The sequence below is a fragment of the Paraburkholderia sp. RL18-101-BIB-B genome, assembly GCF_046026985.1.
GTDB lineage: Bacteria > Pseudomonadota > Gammaproteobacteria > Burkholderiales > Burkholderiaceae > Paraburkholderia.
The window spans coordinates 101,741-119,851 of sequence record NZ_JARESV010000002.1; the positions used below are offsets into that span (position 1 = coordinate 101,741).

Below are 18,111 nucleotides of genomic sequence, written 5' to 3' on the forward strand. Positions count from 1 at the left end.
GTGCTCGGGGTGAATCAGGCGGCGGCCGCGGCGGCGTCAAGGCGTTTGCCGAGAATCACCAGATCGCGCTCCACGCCATCCAGCACGGCCACGCGCGGCAGCGTGCCCCACGTGTCGAAACCGAACGCGCGGAACAGGCGCAAGCTCGCCTCATTGTGGCCGAAGATAAAGCCGAGCACGGAGTCGATGCCGAGCGCCGGCGCCGCCGCCAGCGAAGCCGCCAGCATTTGCTTGCCGAGGCCGCGGCCACGCGCGCTTTCGTCGAGATAGATGCTGACTTCGGCGGTGCGCTGATAGGCCGGACGGCCGTAGAAGTCCGAAAAGCTCAACCAGGCGATCACGCGGCCGGGCTGTTGCGCATCTTCCACCACCCACAAAGGGCGCTTTTGCGGACCGTGCGCGTGAAACCAGCCCAGCCGGCTTTCGACGCTGACCGGCTCGAGATCGGCCGTGACTTGCCGGGACGGCACAGTCGAGTTGTAGATGGCGACGATGGCGGGCAGATCGTCGAGCGTGGCATCGCGGTAGGAAAGGCTCATGGTGCGTTGAACGTGAGATGAAAGGCCAATGCAGGAACAGGACGAAAGATGGACCGGAGCGCCAGCCGCGCGCCGCTGCCGGCCTGTCCCGCGGACAGGGCTTACGCGAACAGCTCGCGGTAGCCGATAAACAGTTCTTCGAACACCAGCCGCGCATTCAGCGGATGGTTCTCGACGGCGCGCTGGCGCGTGACGTTGCGCATGAAGCGCGCGAACGCGCTGGCATCGGCCTGCGACGCGCAGCGCGTCAGCGCCGCCGACGCTTGTGGAAAGTAACGTGGCGCGCCTGCCGTGCGCTGCGCCAGCAAATCGTACATCCAGCGTTGCAGCCAGCCTAGCACCAGCGGCACGGGCAGTTTTTGCAGCGCCTCGCCGCAGGCGAAGGCGTCGCAATCGGGGCCGGCGGCGAGTTGCTTGAGTGTCCAGTCGCGCAGTGCGCGGTTCTCGTCGCTGGCGAGCGCGAGTGCGGTGAGCGGCGCACCACCGGCTTCGGCGAGCAGCGCGGGCGCTTCGGCCACGCCTTGCGCGGCGAGCCATTTCGTCGCCACCTCGGGCGCGGGGATGGTCATCGGCCATTGGCGACAGCGGCTGATGATGGTGGGCAGCAGGCGGTCGATACGCGCCGACACCATCAGGAACACGACGCCCGCCGGCGGTTCTTCCAACGTTTTCAGGAGCGCGTTGGCCGCGGCGATATTCAACCCTTCCGCCGGGTACAGCACGACCACGCGCGCGCCGCCGCGGTGCGAACCCACGCCGACGAAGTCGAGCAAGCCGCGAATCTGCTCGATCTTGATTTCCTTGCTGGGCGTGCGGGTCTTCTTGCTTTCATCGGCGTCGGCCTTGTCGGCTTTCTCGTCCGCGGCGTTGTTCAGGCCCGCTTCGGCGGCCAGCGCCTCGGGCACGACGATCCGGTAGTCCGGATGATTGCCTTGCGCGAACCAGGTGCAGGCCACACACGCGCCGCACGGCTCGCCGTTGGGCTGTTGCGCTTCGCACAGCAGGCCTTGCGCGAGATGCTGCGCGAAGCGCAGCTTGCCGATTCCGGCCTGTCCATGCAGCAACAGGGCGTGCGGCCAGTGGCCGCGCAGCTGCTGCAGGCGGTTCCAGTCATCGGCTTGCCACGGATAAATCATCGTTTCTCTTTGAAATCAAACTGTTGCAGGAGTTTTATGAGACATAACACGAACTCTGCATAGCGTTATAAAACGAAGTTATATTCTTTTAAAATCAAAGAACTGCGATCAACTCTTCAAGTTTTCTCTGAATCTGCACAATGCTCTGCGCGGAGTCAATGATAGCGAACCGGTATGGCGCTTCCTCGGCCCGGCGCAGATATTCGGCGCGAGTACGGTTGAAAAACGCCACCGACTCGCTTTCGAAACGATCCGGATCGCGCACCGCGCTGCGCCGTTCGTTGGCGACCTCCGGCGCGAGGTCGAACAGCACCGTCAGGTCCGGTTGGAAACCGCCCTGCACCCAGCGCTCCAGCGTTTCGAGCTTGTCGCGCGGCAGACCGCGGCCGCCGCCCTGGTAAGCGAAGGTCGCGTCGGTGAAACGGTCCGACAGCACCCAGTCGCCGCGCGCGAGCGCCGGCTCGATCACCTCGGCCAGATGCTGGCGGCGCAGCGCGAACATCAGCAGCGCCTCGGTTTCGAGGTCCATTTTCTGATGCAGCACGATCTCGCGGATCTGCTCGCCAAGCGGCGTGCCGCCCGGTTCGCGCGTCATGACGACCGCGCGGCCGGTGCTTGCGACTTTCTGTTCGAGGCGCTCCCGAAACCAGCCGAGGTGGGTGGTCTTGCCCGCCCCATCGATGCCCTCAAACGTAATGAATTTACCCCGCGCCATCATTGCCCTCGAATGTATTTGTCCACGGCCTTGTTGTGATCGCCGAGGGTGTCAGAAAAGATACTGCTGCCGTCGCCGCGCGACACGAAATACAGCGCGGTGGTTTGCGCCGGGTTCAGCGCCGCTTGCAGCGACGCCACCCCGGGCAGCGAGATGGGCGTCGGCGGCAGACCCATCCGGGTGTAGGTATTGTAGGGAGTGTCGGTCTGCAGGTCTTTTTTCCTGATGTGGCCGGTGTAGCCGTCGCCCATGCCGTAGATCACGGTCGGGTCGGTTTGCAGCGGCATGCCCACGCGCAGACGGTTCGCGAACACCGCCGCCACCATCGGCCGGTCGGACTTCTTGCCGGTTTCCTTTTCGATGATCGACGCCATGGTCAGCGCGTCGTACGGCGTCTTGTACGGCAGGTTCGGCGCGCGCGCGGTCCACGCCTCGTCCAGACGCAGGCGCATCAGGCGGTAAGCGCGGCGGTACACGTCGAGATCGCTGGTGTTCTTGTCGAACAGATACGTATCCGGGAAAAACAGTCCTTCACCATTGCCGATCGGCGCTTCCGGCGCATTGATCGCGTTCATCAGATCGCTGTCGCTCATGCCGATCGTGTCGTGCTTGAGCGCCGGATTGGCGTCCAGCTCGGCGCGCATGCGCTTGAAGGTCCAGCCTTCGATGATGGTCGCCACATACTCGTTGACGTCGCCGCGGGCGATTTTCTGCAGCACCTCATAGGGCGTCACGCCCGTCTTGAACTCGTAGTTGCCCGATTTCAGCTCGCTTTGCAGCCCCAGCAGCCGCGTCATGATGACGAACAGTTCGGGCTCGACCGGCACGCCGCCGCGATTGAGCTGCAGCGTGACGCTGCGCAAGCTGCTGTGCGGCTTGACGGTGACATCGAGTTGCGCAGGGTTCAGATCTAGCGGGCTGTTGGCCCAGTGATACCCACCGGCAATTGCGGCTGCGGCCAGCACAACGACGATTGCGCCGGCGACGAAACATTTCTTCAGAAGGGACATGCGAAACGTGGCAGGGTTGGACTGCATATAATACTTGTTTGCCTTAGCTAAAGTCAGAATTGACTGTTCTCGGAATCCATGAACACACCGCTCGCTACCGCTTCAGGCACTCTCTCTGGCACCGCCGTCACGGCAGCTTCCACGGCGCCCGCCGGCCTGCCCACGCTGCCGCGCCCTTCTGCCGATGAATTCGACGCCGTGATTCACCACGGCGCATACATGCCGCTCACGCAGTTCGGCGTGATCGACGCCACCGGCGACGACGCAGCGAGCTTCCTGCACGGCCAGTTGACCAACGACACCCAGCACCTCGACGCCGCCAATGCGCGTCTGGCCGGCTACTGTTCAGCCAAGGGACGTCTGCTGGCGTCGTTCCTGACTTGGCGCAGCGGCGATACGATCCGCCTGCTGGCGTCGAAAGACGTGCAGGCCGCCGTGCAGAAGCGGCTCTCCATGTTCGTGCTGCGCGCCAAGGCCAAGCTCGTCGATGCGAGCGGCGAACTGGCCGTGATCGGCCTCGCCGGCGACGTGCGCAAGGCGCTCTCCGGCGTATTCGACGCGTTGCCGGACGGTGTGCACGTGAAGGTGGACGGCGCGGCGGGCTCGCTGATACGCGTGCCGGATGCACTCGAGCATCTGCGTTTTCTGTGGATCGGCCCGAAAGCGCAGGTCGAGTCGCTCCTGCCCTTGCTCGATGAAAAACTCAAACGCGTCTCGCCCGCCGTGTGGGACTGGCTCGACATTCGCGCAGGCGAGCCGCGCATCACCCAGCCGGTGGTCGAGCAGTTCGTGCCGCAAATGGTCAATTTCGACGTGCTCGGCGCGGTGAATTTCCGCAAAGGCTGCTATCCCGGTCAGGAAGTGGTGGCGCGCAGCCAGTATCGCGGCACGATCAAGCGGCGCACGTCGCTGGCCAATGTGGCCGGCGAACTCGACACGGTGCACGCCGGCGCGGAGCTGTTCCATTCGGACGATCCGGGCCAGCCGTGCGGCATGGTCGTGAACGCGGCGTCGGCGCCGGACGGCGGCGTCGATGTGCTGGTCGAAATCAAGCTCGCGGCGCTGGAAAACGGCTCGGTGCATCTGGGCGCGGCGGACGGCCCGGCGCTTCGGTTTCTCGCGCTGCCCTACGGGTTGCCGACCGAAATTTGAACTTCTCGCATGGTACGAAGCGGCGCAATCGGGCGCCGCTTTTTACTGGCCTCTTCAACTGCAACGCCCCCACCGGGAGATGCTCCCCGATGTGCCTGATCGTCTTCGACTGGCGACCCGACGCGGTCGACGGCCCGCTTTTCACGCTCGCCGCGAATCGCGACGAATTCTTTCGCCGCACGGCCGAACCGATCAGTTGGTGGCATGACGAGCCGGGCGTGCTGGCCGGCCGCGATCTGGTGGGCGGCGGGACGTGGCTCGGCATGTCGCGCGACGGCCGGTTCGCCGCGCTGACCAATTACCGCGCGCCGCACGAAATGCGCGCCGATGCGCCGACCCGCGGCACGCTCGTCAGCGACTGGCTGAGCGGCGCCGCGCGCGACGCGGCGGGAAACCCGCACGACACCCCGCTCGCGTACCTGCAACACGTCGCGCAAACCGGCGACATCTACAACGGTTTCAATCTGCTGGTGGGCGACTGGACGCGCCGCGAACTCGCCTGGTACTGCAACCGGGGCGATCTCGCGCCCGCGCTGCTCGCTGCGGGCACGCACGGCATCTCGAACGCGGTGCTCGATACCGCGTGGCCGAAGCTGGTGAAAAAGCGCGCGGAACTGGGCACGCTGCTCGCGCGCGACGCCACGCCGCCGCTCGAACGCCTGATCGATCTGATGCGCGATCCGCGCCTCGCGCGCGACGACGAATTGCCGTCCACCGGCATTCCGCTCGAACGCGAGCGGGCGTTGTCGGCGGCCTTCATCGAAACGCCGGAGTACGGCACGCGCGGCACGACCGCGTTGCGCGTGGCCGCGCATGGCGAAGTGGTCAGCGTGGCCGTCGCCGAGCGTAGCGACGACAACGGCTCGCACCGGATCGCGCGGCCCGGCGACTTCGAGCGCAGCTTCGCTTTCAATATCGAACGCGAGATTGTCTGAAGGTCATTCCGTCGGCGGTTGATTGGCGAGCCACACAACCGCGTTCACTCGATGCCGAACGCCGCGCGCAGTGCGGCGGCGGCATCCGCGTGCGCCTCCGCGACCTCCGGTACGAAGCCGCCCATTTTGAAGAACTCGTGAATCATGCCCGGATAGCGCTTGAGCGTGACCGCATTGCCCGCGGCGCGCAATTTCTCCGCGTAGGCATCGCCTTCGTCGCTCAAGGGATCGTATTCGGCGGTGGCGATCCATGCCGGCGCAACGCCGCTGAAATCGGGTGCGCCGCGTTGGCCGTCGAGCGGCGCGAAACGCCAGTCGTCGCGGTCGCCCGTATCGCGCACGTAATGCTCGAAAAACCATTGAATCGTGTCGCCCGACAGCAGAAAGCCGTCCGCGAGGCGCGAGTGCGAATCGGTTTGCTGATAGCCGGTCGTGCCCGGATAGATCAGCATTTGCAACGCGAGCTTGATCCCGGCATCGCGTGCGAGCACTGCGCAGACCGTCGCCAATGTGCCGCCCGCGCTATCGCCGCCTACCGCGAGCCGGCCGGTATCCAATCCGTATTCCGCGGCGTGCGTATGCAGCCAGATCAAAGCGTCGAACGCGTCGTCGACGGCTGTGGGAAATTTATGCTCCGGCGCAAGCCGGTAATCGACCGACATCACCGTGCACTGGCCGTCGCGCGCGAACATGCGGCACAGCGCATCGTGCGTATCGACGCTGCCCACCGTGAAGCCGCCGCCGTGGTAGTACACCAGCGCCGGCGCGGGCTCGGCCCAGCTCGGCTCGACTGGCTGATAAAGGCGCGCGCGAATCGTCGCGCCGTCGCGTGTCGGGATTCGCAGATCTTCGAGCGCGAACATCGGCGCGCTGGCGATCTCCAGAATCGGTGCGCTTTTTTCGTACGAGGCCCGCGCGTCTTGCGCGGTCATTTCGTGAAGCTTCGGGCGCTTCGCCCGCGCGATCATGTCGAGCACCTGCTCGATCTTCGGATTCAGCGGCATGGTGCGTCTGTTGGCGCATGAGCGCCGAAGGTTCAAAAAAACCGGCGCGATAGCGCGCCGGCGATGCGATGAAAGTCTCGCCTAACCGGCGTTCTTCACTTCCGGCTTGAGCGACATCGGATCGGTGGGATTGCGCAACTGCTCGATGTCCTCGTGACGCAGCTTCACCGTCGCCATGATGCCTGGATGCGTGACGATGTAAAAACGCCGCGCGGCGATCGCCTCGAAGGTGATGTCGGCGACATCGTCGGCACTCAGCTTGCCCGATTGCACCGCACGCTGCAGTTGCTTGCCTGCGGCGATCTGCGAGCGCGTCGGTCCGCTGTCGTTGCGCAGGTCCGCGGGGCGCGCGCGTTCCGCATCGGCGATGCCGGTCGGCACGAAGGCCGGACACAGCAGCGAACAGCCGACGAGCCCACCCGCTGCCGCCTCTCCGCCTTGCGACAACTGCAGGTCGTGATACAGCGTTTCGGTGAGCGACACCACGGCATGCTTGGACGCGTTGTAGATGCCCATCGCGGGCGGCGACAGCAGCCCCGCCACCGACGCCGTGTTGATGATATGCGCCGGCTCGTTCTGCGCCAGCATGATCGGCGTGAAGACCCGTACGCCGTGCGCCACGCCCATCACGTTCACGCCGAACACCCACGACCAGTCGTTCGCCGAGCTTTCCCAGAGGAAGCCGCCCGAGCCCACGCCCGCGTTATTGAAGAGCAGATGCACGCGGCCGTAGGCGTCGAGTGCCGCTTGCGCGAGGGCTTCGACTTGCGCGGCGCTCGCGACATCCGTCGGCACGCCGATCGCCTCGGCGCCGTCGGCGCGCAAGGCATCGACGGTTTGCGCAAGCGCGTCGGGATTGACGTCGGCCAGCACGAGCTTCATGCCGAGCGCCGCGCCCTTCTGCGCGAACGCGCGGCCGAAACCGCTCGCCGCACCGGTGATCACCGCCACCTTGCCTGCGAATTCGAACATCATGTGACTCCCCTGGGTTGATCGGCGTGTTGTGTGATTCGCTTGGCCGCCGTCGCCATCAGATCAGCTTGACGAGTTGCTTGCCGAAGTTCTTGCCTTTGAGCAGCCCGATGAACGCGTCGGGCGCCGCATCGAGTCCTTGCGCGATGGTCTCGCGATATTCCAGCTTCTTTTGCGCGACCAGCGTGCCGAGTTGCTTGAGCGCTTCCGGCCACACGTCCATGTGCTCGCTGACGATGAAGCCTTGCACGAGCAAACGCTGCGTGAGCATCAGCGACGGATGCTTGAGCGGCAGCGGCTGGCCGTCGTAGCCCGCGATAAATCCGCACAGCGCGATCCGGCCGAACGCGTTCATGCGCGCGAGCGTCGCGTCGAGCACTTCGCCGCCGACGTTCTCGAAGTAACCGTCCACGCCATTCGGCGTCACGGCCTTGAGGTCCTGATAGAGATTGCCGGCCTTGTAATCGACGCAGGCATCGAAGCCGAGCGTCTCGGTCACGTAGCGGCACTTGTCCGTACCGCCGGCGATGCCGACCGCACGCGCGCCGGCCAGCTTCGCCAATTGGCCGACCACGCTGCCCACCGCGCCGCTCGCCGCGCTGACCACCACGGTCTCACCCGCTTTCGGCGCGATGATGCGATTCAGGCCGTACCACGCCGTGACGCCCGGCATGCCGACCGGGCCAAGATAGGCCGACAAGGGCACATGCGTATCATCGACTTTCTGCACGCCGGTTCCGTTCGAGGTGCCGTATTCCTGCCAGCCGAACATCGCGACGACCTTGTCGCCGACCGCGAACTTCGGATTCTTCGACTCCACCACTTCACCGACCGTGCCGCCGATCATCACTTCGTTCAACGGCTGCGGCGCCGCGTACGACTTGCTGTCGTTCATGCGGCCGCGCATGTACGGATCGAGCGACAGGAAGTGATTGCGCACGCGCAATTCTCCGTCGGCCAGCGGGGCGAGCGGCGTTTCGACGAGGCGGAAATTGTCGGGCGTCACGGCGCCTTGCGGGCGCGACGCCAGCACGAGTTGACGGTTGATCTGGGGCATGACGATCGTCTCCATGAGTTGCCGATGAATTCGGCGAATGATTCGAACGGCGTTTTGTGAAGGCAGGAACCAGCGCACGGCTCTCGGACACGCGCGCGGTTCGCACGGTGGCATTCAGCCGTCGCTAGGACCGGGTTTTGCCGACGGGTCGCTGCGCAGGCGCTGTTGCGTGATGTCGCGGCCCACGGCGAGACGCCGCATGTACTTGAAGGTGCCGAGCGCCTTGGCGACGAAGTGGCCTTCGCTGTCGCGGATCTCGCCTTCGCAGTAGGCCATGGTGGTCGAGCGGTGCAACACGCGGCCGCTCGCGCGCAATTCGCCGCGGCCCGGCTGCATGAAATTGACCTTCATCTCGACCGTGACGACGCCGACGCCGTCGCTGGCGAGACTGCGCGCGGCCATCGCAAGCGCGACGTCGGCGAGCGTCATCGTGACGCCGCCGTGGGCGACGTTCCATGTGTTCATATGATCTTGCCGCAGCGGCAGCACGACTTCGCTGGCGCCGTCCGCGGCCGAGAGGAGCTGCGCGCCGAGCCGGTCGACGAACGGGCTCTCGGGCATCGACGCAGTGCTCGCGTTAGATGAAGGCGAATCGGTCATGGCTGTTTGCAGATTGTGTAGTCGGTACGTTCATGAGATTGATGCGGGGCGCGTGAGGAGGCTTTGGCATTTTGCTCGAGCTTCCTCATCGGCCAAGGCAAAGAGCAAGCCTATCAAACTTACGCGATGGGTGGCGTTTTATCAGGCGGTTTGGGCGGGCAGAAACGGGCCCTGGCGATGCGGTTGAAGGCTCGCTCGCGAACGTCGCGCACTGCGGCGAAATCACGCCCGTGGGGTCGAACGGAAAGGCATTGCGACGACTGGCAGGGCTGCTGCCCGATTGGAGTCGGCGATTGACTCCGATCGGGTACAGGCTATGTCGGCGGCGAATTAGAAGAAGCCTACGAGACGTTCACAGACAAACCGTCGAGATCGGCGCGCGAGCGCGGCACCGAACCGTCCGGCGTTTTTAATGTCTGAAGTCAGCCCCCAGCCAATCGGCTGCGGTGGTCTTCGCATAGCTGACGGCGTCTTGTGGGTCGGGGAAAATGCCAAGCTGATCCCAACGTTCCTCCGCAGCAAAAGGCCCCTTGATTCCAAGCGCTTTCTGGATGCATAACTGCGCCGCGTATCTTCCGTCCTCCAGAGGCCGGGCCGTTGCGACCACCTTGTGCGGAAGCCCTTGCCGGACGGGCTGAATCAGTTCCAGGGGACCGCCGGCGGCGCCCACGTCGATCAGCTCGTTGCGCGTATTGCAGTCGGGGCAATAGAAGTAAAACGAATTGTTGTCCCGATTCGGTTTGACCTGTTTGCGGGCAAGCACAGCTCGGCACTCGACATTTTCACAAATGAATGGCATATCGTCTCCGTGGTGATCTTCGAGTGGTAACGCGGGGCAGATCGGCATTGCCTTCAAGAAACGATCTGCCAGAAGCAGTCAGGGAGCAATCAGCACATGACCGGATTGCTAATGATAGGAAGATGCCATTCGGAGTGCTTTCCAGGTCTTTTGAGACTCCTTGCAACGAACCGCTGTGCTGGCAGACGATCCGCCGATTATCAAAGTAATGTGTTTCTTCAAGCACTTATACATCGGCGCGGCACCCGCATCAACCTGAATGCGCCGCCATGCGCGCGGCCAGCCGCCCTAACCTGCGCACGGCTTCGTCGGCCAGATCGAGATCCGTGCTCGGTGAACTGAGCCGGATGAAATGGTCGAAGCGCCCGGCATTCGAAAACACCGTCCCCGGCATCACGCGAATGCGGTCGTCCAGCGCGGCCTCGAAGAACGCCGTCGACGATATTTCCCGCGGCAGTTCGATCCAGAAAAACATCCCGCCGCCCGGTGGCGTGAAGCGCGTGCCGTCGGGAAACGAGGTCGCGATCGCGGCCGCCATCCGTTCGCGCTGAAGCCGTAGCCGGTCACGCAAGCGCCGCAAATGCCGCTCATACGCGTTCGTTTCCAGAAATTCGGCGAGCACCACTTGCGACAGTTGTTCGTTGTGCCGCGACTGCGCGAACTTCAGCATGCCGATACGCGGATGCCAGCGGCCGCCGTTGATCCAGCCGACCCGCATGCCGGGCGCCAGCACCTTGTTGAACGACGTGCAGTGAATCACGGTGCCGTCGGTGTCCCAAGCCTTTAGCGATTTGGGCGGCTGGGGAGTGTCGGCCAGTTCGCGGTACGGATCGTCTTCGATCAGCGGAATGCCGGCTCGCGCGCACAGTTCGACGAGCCGCGCCTTGTGCGCGTCGGGCATCACGCTGCCGAGCGGGTTCTGCAAGTTCGGCACCGCGACCACGGCCTTGATGTCGGGATGCGTTTGCAGCGCGAAGGCCAGCGCTTCGACTGCGAGGCCGGTGGTCGGACTGGCCGGAATTTCGAGCGCGCGCAAGCCGAGGCTTTCGAGCGCCTGCAGCAGTCCGAAAAAACACGGCGACTCGACCGCGACGGTGTCGCCGGGCTGGGTCACCGCCCGCAACGCGAGATTCACCGCCTCGATGCCGCCGTGCGTCATGATGATGTCATCGGCGCCGATCTGGATGCCGGCGTCGAGCGCGCGGCGCGCGATGATCGCGCGCAGGGCTGGATCGCCCTGGTCGTGTCCAGCGGCGGTCAGCAAGGTGGGCCGCTTGCGCAACGCGCGCAGCGCGGCTTTCTGCAACGCATCCGTCGGATACAGATCGGGCGACGCCGTCGCGCCGCCGAGATTCAGTGCGTCCGGATAGCGCTGGAACTTCGACACGATCGCGGAAATCGCCGAGTGAATGCCGACGAACTGCGCGGCGCCCGGCAGCACCGCCAGGTCGGGCTCGGACGCGCCCGGCAGCGCAGCCGTGGGCGGCACGCGCACGAAGTAGCCGGCGCGCGGCCGGGCATCGATCAGCGCGTCGCGTTCCAGCACGCGGTAGCTTTCGGTCGCCGTGGCGAGGCTCACGCCGTGCCGCTGCATGAAGGCGCGCATCGACGGCATGCGGTCGCCCGGACGCAGCACGCCGCTGCCGATCGCGCGACGGTATTGATCAGCCAATTGCCGGTAGAGAGGCTGGCTATCCGGCAGCCGGTCCGCAGGCGCTGCCTGCCGGGTCAGGATGGATTGGGTCATGAACCGATGGTGCGCACAGTTCGCGCGTCGCGACAGATACACATCCGTTCGATTCCGACCGATACAGCGCACCGAAACGCGCCGCTGTACCGGTTCACATTGTCTGTGGCTGCGGCTGTTTTCACGCGAACGGACTCAATAAGCTGAGTGGCATGGAAACGCTTTAAAGGAATCGGCCATGTCAGTCTGTCAATCCGGCTTTGGTCCGGCATCCGGCGCTGCTTCTCGCCTCACGGCCGGCCAGTTGGCCGTGCGCGACCTGCGCGCCCGGACCTCGATCGTCGCTGTGGAAGGCGACTTGCAACTCGAATTCCGCGATCACTCGCTCGCATGGCTGGGCGACGCCGTGCCGCTCACGTCGATCACCTTGCACGAAGGCGAGTGCTTCGTGACGCCGCAGCGCGGCGTCGTGTTGATCAGTGCCGCGCATGTGAACGCGGCTGCGTTTGTCGTACAACCTCCGGGCGCGCGGAAGGACGATCGCAGTCTGATAGGTCAAGCTTTGCACCATCTGGCCAGCCTCGTCAAAACACGGCTGCGGCGCGCGGCCTGAAACACCGCGTGGCGCGAGGCACGGCCCGGTACAATGCATGACACAAGTCGCTTCTTGCGAGGTGCAGGTCATGTCCTTCTTCCGCGCGCTGTTGTCCGGACGTTCCGTTCGTCTGACCACGATCCTCGCCCTCGTCACGCTGACGCTAAACGGTTGCGCCGGCTTCTTCGGCGGCGACCCGGTGCGCGTCAACGTGGCGGGCATCGAACCGATCGACGGTCAGGGCCTCGAGATGCGCTTCAACGTGAAACTGCGCGTGCAGAATCCGAACGATTCCGCGGTCAACTTCAACGGCGTGTCGCTCGATCTCGAACTGAACGGCAAGCCGTTCGCGAGCGGTGTGAGCGACCAGGCGGGCACCGTGCCGCGCTACGGAGAAACGGTCGTCAATGTGCCGTTGACGGTGCCGGCTTTCGCCGCGATCCGGCAGGCGTTCGCCTTCGCGGGGGCCACGGAGTCGGGACAAATTCCGTACATTCTGCGCGGCAAGCTCGCAGGCGGACTGACGGGCACGACACGCTTCATCGACCAGGGAACTCTGAGCCTGCCGTCGTCCAGCATGGCTTTGCCCTGAGACGGCTCATGACGCTGGACACCATGCACGAATAAAAACGGGTGCCGCGGTTTCGCCGCTCTCGCGCTGAACCACACGGCACCCGCTGTCCGCTACGGCTCCTGCCGGATCAAACCACTTCGAACAACCCCGCCGCGCCCTGCCCGCCGCCGATACACATGGTCACGACGACCAGCTTCGCGCCACGCCGCTTGCCTTCGATCAACGCATGGCCGGTCAGCCGCGCGCCCGACACGCCATACGGATGGCCGACCGCGATCGCGCCGCCGTTCACGTTCAGACGGTCCTGCGGAATGCCGAGCTTATCGGCGCAATAGAGCACCTGCACCGCGAACGCTTCGTTCAGTTCCCACAGGTCGATATCCTTGACCTTCAGACCCGCCTGCTTGAGCAGTTTTGGCACCGCGAACACCGGGCCGATGCCCATCTCGTCCGGCTCGCAACCGGCCACCGCGAAGCCGCGGAAAATGCCGAGCGGCTGCAGGCCTTCGCGCTCCGCCACCTTCGCGTTCATCACCACGCAAGCCGACGCGCCATCCGAGAACTGGCTCGCATTGCCCGCGGTGATGACCCCGCCCGGCAGCGCGGTGCGAATCTTCGACACGCCTTCGAGCGTGGTGTCGGCGCGAATGCCTTCGTCGCCGCTAACGGTCACTTCCTTCGTGAAGAGACGCCCGGTAGCTTTGTCCGCGACACCGGCGAGCACCGTCAACGGCACGATCTCGTCCTTGAACTTGCCGGCTTCGAGCGCGGCCGCGGCGCGCTGTTGCGAACGCACGCCGTATTCGTCCTGACGTTCCTTCGAAATCGAATAGCGTTTCGCGACGTTCTCCGCGGTCTGCAGCATCGACCAGTAGATTTCCGGCTTGTTCAGGCTGAGCCAGCCTTCGGTCAGCATGTGGTGGTTCATCTCGTTCTGCACGCACGAGATCGATTCGACGCCGCCTGCCACATACACGTCGCCTTCTCCGGCGATCACGCGTTGCGCGGCCAGCGCAATAGTTTGCAATCCCGATGAACAGAAACGGTTCACCGTCATGCCCGGCACGCTGACCGGCAAACCGGCGCGCAGCACGATCTGCCGCGCGATGTTCATGCCCGTCGCGCCTTCCGGATTGGCGCAGCCCATGATCACGTCTTCGACGCGCGCCGGGTCGAGCTTCGCGCGCTCGACGGCGGCCTGCGTCACGTGGCCGCCAAGGGTCGCGCCGTGCGTCATGTTGAAACCACCACGCCATGATTTGGCGAGACCCGTACGGGCGGTCGATACGATTACGGCATCAGTCATGCATATCTCCTACTTCCAGATATCGATGGTGGCGCGCCGGCGAATCGTCGCGCGGCGCCACCTCAGTCAGTTCACTAGAGCGCCAGCTCAGCCGTTGAACCCGCGGCCCTTCGCCGCCAGCTCCGCGATGCTCGGCGCCAGTTCCCAGGCGTCGCCGTTCGGCCGCGCCGCATAGCGGCGAATCGCGCGCTCGACGTTGTAGAGGCCGACCGCATCCGCGTACAGCATCGGGCCGCCGCGATAGAGCGGAAAGCCGTAGCCGGTCAGATAGACCATGTCGATATCCGACGCCTTCGACGCAATGCCTTCTTCGAGAATCTTCGCGCCTTCGTTCACGAGCGCGAATACGAGTCGCTCGACGATTTCCTCGTCGGAGATCTTGCGGCGCTCGCTATTGGTTTCCTTCGAGAACGCGACGATCATGTCATCGACCACTTTCGACGGATACGCGGTGCGGTCGCCCGCCTTGTAGTCGTACCAGCCGCCGCCGGTCTTCTGGCCGAAGCGCCCGGTCTCGCACAGACGGTCGGCGATCTTCGAGTAGTGCATGTCAGGATGTTCCTGATAGCGGCGCTTGCGGATCGCCCAGCCGATGTCGTTGCCGGCCAGGTCGCTCATGCGGAACGGACCCATCGCGAAGCCGAACTTCTCGATCGCGCGATCGACCTGCGCGGGCAACGCGCCTTCTTCGAGCATGAAGAGCGCCTGGCGGATGTACTGCTCGATCATGCGATTGCCGATGAAACCGTCGCACACACCCGAGACCACCGCGGTCTTCCTGATCTTCCTGGCGAGCTTCATGACGGTGGCGAGCACGTCTTTCGCCGTCTCCTTGCCGCGCACCACTTCGAGCAGCTTCATCACGTTGGCCGGGCTGAAGAAGTGCATGCCGACCACGTCCTGCGGACGCTTCGTGAATGCGGCGATCTTGTCGACGTCGAGTGTCGACGTGTTCGAGGCGAGGATCGCGCCTTTCTTTGCCACTTCGTCCAGACGCTTGAACACCTGCTCTTTCACGCCGAGTTCTTCGAACACCGCTTCGACGATCAGGTCGGCGTTTTTCAGGTCATCGTAGGAAAGCGTGGGCGTGATCAGCGCCATGCGCTGTTCGAGCGCCTCGGGCTTGAGCTTGCCCTTCTTGACGGTCGCTTCGTAGTTCTTGCGGATCGTGGCGAGGCCGCGCTCGAGCGCGTCCTGCTTAGTTTCCAGCAGCGTGACCGGAATACCCGCGTTGATGAAGTTCATCGCGATGCCGCCGCCCATCGTGCCCGCGCCGATCACGGCCACCTGGCTGATGTCGCGCACCGGCGTGTCCGACGGCACATCGGGAATCTTGCTCGCCGCGCGTTCGCCGAAGAACGCGTGACGCAGCGCATGGCTTTCCGGCGTCTGCACGAGCGCCATGAAGCATTCGCGTTCGAACGCGAGGCCCTTGTCGAAGCCGTTCTGCACGCCCGCTTCCACCGCGTCGATACATTTCTGCGGCGCCGGAAAATTCTTCGCGACGGCCGCGACGGTATTGCGCGCGAACTGAATGAACCCGGCAGCGTTCGGATGCTCGATCTTACGGTCGCGCACCTTCGGATGTGGGCCTTCTTTCGCGCCGACCTTGCGCGCGAACGCCAGCGCTGCTTCGGCCAGATCGCCTTGCGCGAGTTCATCGAACAGACCGGAGTCAGCAAGCTTCTCCGACATGACGGGCGCGCCGGAGACGATCATATTGAGCGCCGCTTCGAGACCGATGGCGCGCGGCAGACGCTGCGTGCCGCCCGCGCCCGGCAGAATGCCGAGCTTCACTTCCGGCAGCGCGATTTGCGCGCCGGGCGCGGCCACGCGGTAATGCGCGCCGAGCGCCAACTCCAGACCGCCGCCCATCGCGACGCTGTGAATCGCGGCGATCACCGGCTTCGCGCTGCCTTCCACGATCTTGATGACCGTGGCGAGCGTCGGCTCCTGGGTCGCTTTCGGCGTATTGAATTCGGTGATGTCGGCGCCGCCCGAGAAGGCCTTGCCCGCGCCCGTCAGCACGATGGCCTTGATGGCCGGATCGTTCTGCGCGCGCTCGATCCCCTCGACGATACCCGCTCGCGTCGACAGGCCGAGGCCGTTCACGGGAGGATTGTTCAGCGTGATGACGGCCACGCCGTCATGAGTTGTGTAGTCCACTGCCATCTGCCTGCCTCCATGCGATCCATGCAATACGGCGACGCGTGGGCGCGCCGCCCTTCCGGTTCATCGAGCCGGATCAGCGATCCGACCCATTGTCTGATTTTCCCGAGGTCAGCAGGCAGAATACACAAAAAAGCACGCTCGTTCAATTCTCGTTCGTTTTATTTCTAGGCGGGGTTTCCCCTGGCAAGCGGCGTCAGAGGACAATCCTTTTCGTCTTCGAGCGCGGACGGCAGGACATGGTCGCGGAAAAAGTCGCGCAGCTTGAGTTTCTGCAGCTTGCCGGTCGCCGTGTGCGGCAGTTCGTCGACGAAGGCCACGTCGTCGGGAATCCACCATTTGGCGACCTTGCCGTCGTAGAAGGCGATCAGTTCTTCGCGCGTGACTTCGAAGCCGGGCCGCTTGACGACCACCAGCAGCGGCCGCTCGGTCCATTTCGGATGCGCGCAGGCAATGCACGCCGCTTCGGCCACGGCCGGATGCGCGATTGCCACGTTCTCGACGTCGATCGAACTGATCCATTCGCCGCCTGACTTGATCACGTCTTTTGAGCGGTCCGTGATGTGCAGAAAGCTGTCGCGGTCGATGGTGGCGACGTCGCCGGTGGGAAACCAGCCGTCCACGAGCGGCGAGTCGTCCTTGCGAAAATACTGGTTGATCACCCACGGTCCGCGCACGTGCAGATCGCCGAATGCCACGCCGTCCCACGGCAGTTCACGCCCGTCTTCGCCGACGATTTTCATGTCGACGCCATAGAGCACGTGCCCCTGCTTCTCGAGCAATTTGCGCTGATCTTCCAGCGGACGCTGGCTCTGTTCCCACGTCAGTTTGGACAACGTGCCGAGCGGCGACATTTCGGTCATGCCCCACGCATGGATCACCTGCACGCCGTAGTCGTCCTCGAATGTGCGCAGCATGGCCGGCGGACAGGCCGAGCCGCCGATCACCGTACGATTGAGCGACGAAAACCGCACGTTGGCCTCGCGCAGGTAGTTGAGCAGGCCGAGCCACACGGTCGGCACGCCGGCCGAATAGGTAACGCGTTCGCTTTCCATCAATTCATACAGCGACTTGCCGTCGAGGTCCTTGCCGGGGAACACGAGCTTCGCGCCGGTCAGCGGCGCGGCATGCGGAATGCCCCATGCGTTCACATGAAACATGGGTACGACGGGCAGCACGCAATCGCGCGCGGAAAGACTCATCGCGTCAGGCAGCGACGCGCCGAACGCATGCAGCACCGTCGAGCGATGCGAATACAGCGCGCCCTTCGGATTGCCGGTGGTGCCCGACGTATAGCACAGGTACGAGGCTTGCCTCTCGTCGAGCGGCGGCCACTCGAAGTCGCCGTCCTGCGCGGTGACGAGCGTTTCGTAGCTGAGCGCCGGCGTCTGCATGGCGGGCCGATGCGCTTCGTCGGCGAGCGCGATCCAGCCGCGCACTTTCGGGCATTGCGGCGCGAGGACATCGACGAGTGGCGCGAACGTGGTGTCGAACAGCACGTAGGCGTCGTCGGCGTGATTGATGATGTAAGCGATCTGATCGGGAAAGAGACGCGGGTTGATCGTGTGGCAAACGGCGCCGAAACCGGTCGTGCCGTAATACGCTTCCAGATGGCGGTAGCCGTTCCATGCAAGCGTCGCGACCCGTTCGCCGGGTTCGACGCCAAGCGCGATCAAAGCCTGCGCGAGCTGCTTCGCGCGCTTTTCGCAATCACGATAGGTATAGCGATGCAGGTCGCCTTCGATACGCCGCGACACGATTTCGGTGCTGCCGAAATGCCGCGCGGCGTGTGCGAGCAACGAAGGCACAGTAAGCGGCACGTCCATCATCTGGCCAAGCAGCGGCGTCGTCATAAAGAGTG

The 18,111-nt window shown here is 64.4% G+C and carries 17 protein-coding genes; 4 read left to right on the top strand and 13 right to left on the bottom strand.

From position 1 onward, the window contains the following. Positions 1–14 precede the first annotated feature (14 nt). The 4 genes from P0D73_RS03440 to mltG form a co-directional block, all read right to left on the bottom strand. Complete coding sequence (locus tag P0D73_RS03440) at positions 15–539, bottom strand: GNAT family N-acetyltransferase (RefSeq protein WP_408429742.1); 525 nt, start codon at positions 537–539, stop codon at positions 15–17. A 101-nt stretch (positions 540–640) separates the two neighbouring features. After that, positions 641–1,675, bottom strand: coding sequence for a DNA polymerase III subunit delta' (locus tag P0D73_RS03445; RefSeq protein ID WP_408175445.1), 1,035 nt, complete (start codon positions 1,673–1,675; stop codon positions 641–643). A 94-nt stretch (positions 1,676–1,769) separates the two neighbouring features. Then, positions 1,770–2,390 carry a dTMP kinase gene (tmk, locus tag P0D73_RS03450; RefSeq protein ID WP_408175446.1) on the bottom strand — a complete coding sequence of 207 codons (621 nt, stop codon included), beginning with the start codon at positions 2,388–2,390 and terminating at the stop codon, positions 1,770–1,772. Then, positions 2,390–3,400, bottom strand: coding sequence for an endolytic transglycosylase MltG (gene mltG / locus P0D73_RS03455; protein WP_408430245.1), 1,011 nt, complete (start codon positions 3,398–3,400; stop codon positions 2,390–2,392). The genes tmk and mltG overlap by 1 nt, the downstream gene beginning before the upstream one ends. 78 nt (positions 3,401–3,478) lie before the next feature. Between mltG and ygfZ the strand changes: the two genes are divergently transcribed. After that, entirely contained in the window at positions 3,479–4,552 is a 1,074-nt protein-coding gene (gene ygfZ / locus P0D73_RS03460) for a CAF17-like 4Fe-4S cluster assembly/insertion protein YgfZ (RefSeq protein ID WP_408286653.1), read from the top strand. Positions 4,553–4,641: 89 nt separating this feature from the next. Then, positions 4,642–5,487, top strand: a complete 846-nt coding sequence (locus tag P0D73_RS03465) for an NRDE family protein (protein ID WP_408175449.1) — start codon at positions 4,642–4,644, stop codon at positions 5,485–5,487. Between the two features lie 44 nt (positions 5,488–5,531). On the opposite strand, the gene P0D73_RS03470 is transcribed toward P0D73_RS03465, so the two are convergent. The 6 genes from P0D73_RS03470 to P0D73_RS03495 all read right to left on the bottom strand — a co-directional run bounded on the left by P0D73_RS03470 (position 5,532) and on the right by P0D73_RS03495 (position 11,666). Continuing rightward, entirely contained in the window at positions 5,532–6,491 is a 960-nt protein-coding gene (locus tag P0D73_RS03470; RefSeq protein ID WP_408429745.1) for an alpha/beta hydrolase, read from the bottom strand. Between the two features lie 81 nt (positions 6,492–6,572). Then, positions 6,573–7,463 (bottom strand): SDR family oxidoreductase, encoded by an 891-nt coding sequence (locus tag P0D73_RS03475; protein ID WP_408430248.1) that lies wholly within the window; start codon positions 7,461–7,463, stop codon positions 6,573–6,575. A gap of 58 nt (positions 7,464–7,521) precedes the next feature. Continuing rightward, entirely contained in the window at positions 7,522–8,520 is a 999-nt protein-coding gene (locus P0D73_RS03480) for an NADP-dependent oxidoreductase (protein ID WP_408429748.1), read from the bottom strand. A gap of 114 nt (positions 8,521–8,634) precedes the next feature. Next, positions 8,635–9,120 (bottom strand): PaaI family thioesterase, encoded by a 486-nt coding sequence (locus P0D73_RS03485; RefSeq protein ID WP_408429750.1) that lies wholly within the window; start codon positions 9,118–9,120, stop codon positions 8,635–8,637. Positions 9,121–9,529: 409 nt separating this feature from the next. Next, positions 9,530–9,919, bottom strand: coding sequence for a hypothetical protein (locus P0D73_RS03490; RefSeq protein WP_132374676.1), 390 nt, complete (start codon positions 9,917–9,919; stop codon positions 9,530–9,532). 250 nt (positions 9,920–10,169) lie between these two features. Continuing rightward, a complete protein-coding gene (locus P0D73_RS03495) occupies positions 10,170–11,666 on the bottom strand; it encodes an aminotransferase-like domain-containing protein (RefSeq protein ID WP_408429753.1) in 1,497 nt (498 codons plus the stop codon). A 178-nt stretch (positions 11,667–11,844) separates the two neighbouring features. Here P0D73_RS03495 and P0D73_RS03500 point away from each other — a divergent pair, with 178 nt between their 5' ends. Further along, a complete protein-coding gene (locus P0D73_RS03500) occupies positions 11,845–12,219 on the top strand; it encodes a cupin domain-containing protein (protein WP_408175455.1) in 375 nt (124 codons plus the stop codon). Between the two features lie 70 nt (positions 12,220–12,289). Beyond that, positions 12,290–12,793 carry an LEA/WHy family protein gene (locus P0D73_RS03505; protein ID WP_408429756.1) on the top strand — a complete coding sequence of 168 codons (504 nt, stop codon included), beginning with the start codon at positions 12,290–12,292 and terminating at the stop codon, positions 12,791–12,793. 109 nt (positions 12,794–12,902) lie between these two features. On the opposite strand, the gene P0D73_RS03510 is transcribed toward P0D73_RS03505, so the two are convergent. The 3 genes from P0D73_RS03510 to P0D73_RS03520 all read right to left on the bottom strand — a co-directional run bounded on the left by P0D73_RS03510 (position 12,903) and on the right by P0D73_RS03520 (position 18,103). Next, positions 12,903–14,081: an acetyl-CoA C-acyltransferase gene (locus P0D73_RS03510; protein WP_408429759.1), complete on the bottom strand. Its 1,179-nt coding sequence runs from the start codon at positions 14,079–14,081 to the stop codon at positions 12,903–12,905. An 87-nt stretch (positions 14,082–14,168) separates the two neighbouring features. Then, positions 14,169–16,253, bottom strand: coding sequence for a 3-hydroxyacyl-CoA dehydrogenase NAD-binding domain-containing protein (locus P0D73_RS03515; protein WP_408429762.1), 2,085 nt, complete (start codon positions 16,251–16,253; stop codon positions 14,169–14,171). A 164-nt stretch (positions 16,254–16,417) separates the two neighbouring features. Then, on the bottom strand, positions 16,418–18,103 hold the full coding sequence (locus tag P0D73_RS03520; protein ID WP_408429764.1) for a 3-(methylthio)propionyl-CoA ligase: 1,686 nt from the start codon (positions 18,101–18,103) through the stop codon (positions 16,418–16,420). Positions 18,104–18,111 lie beyond the last annotated feature (8 nt).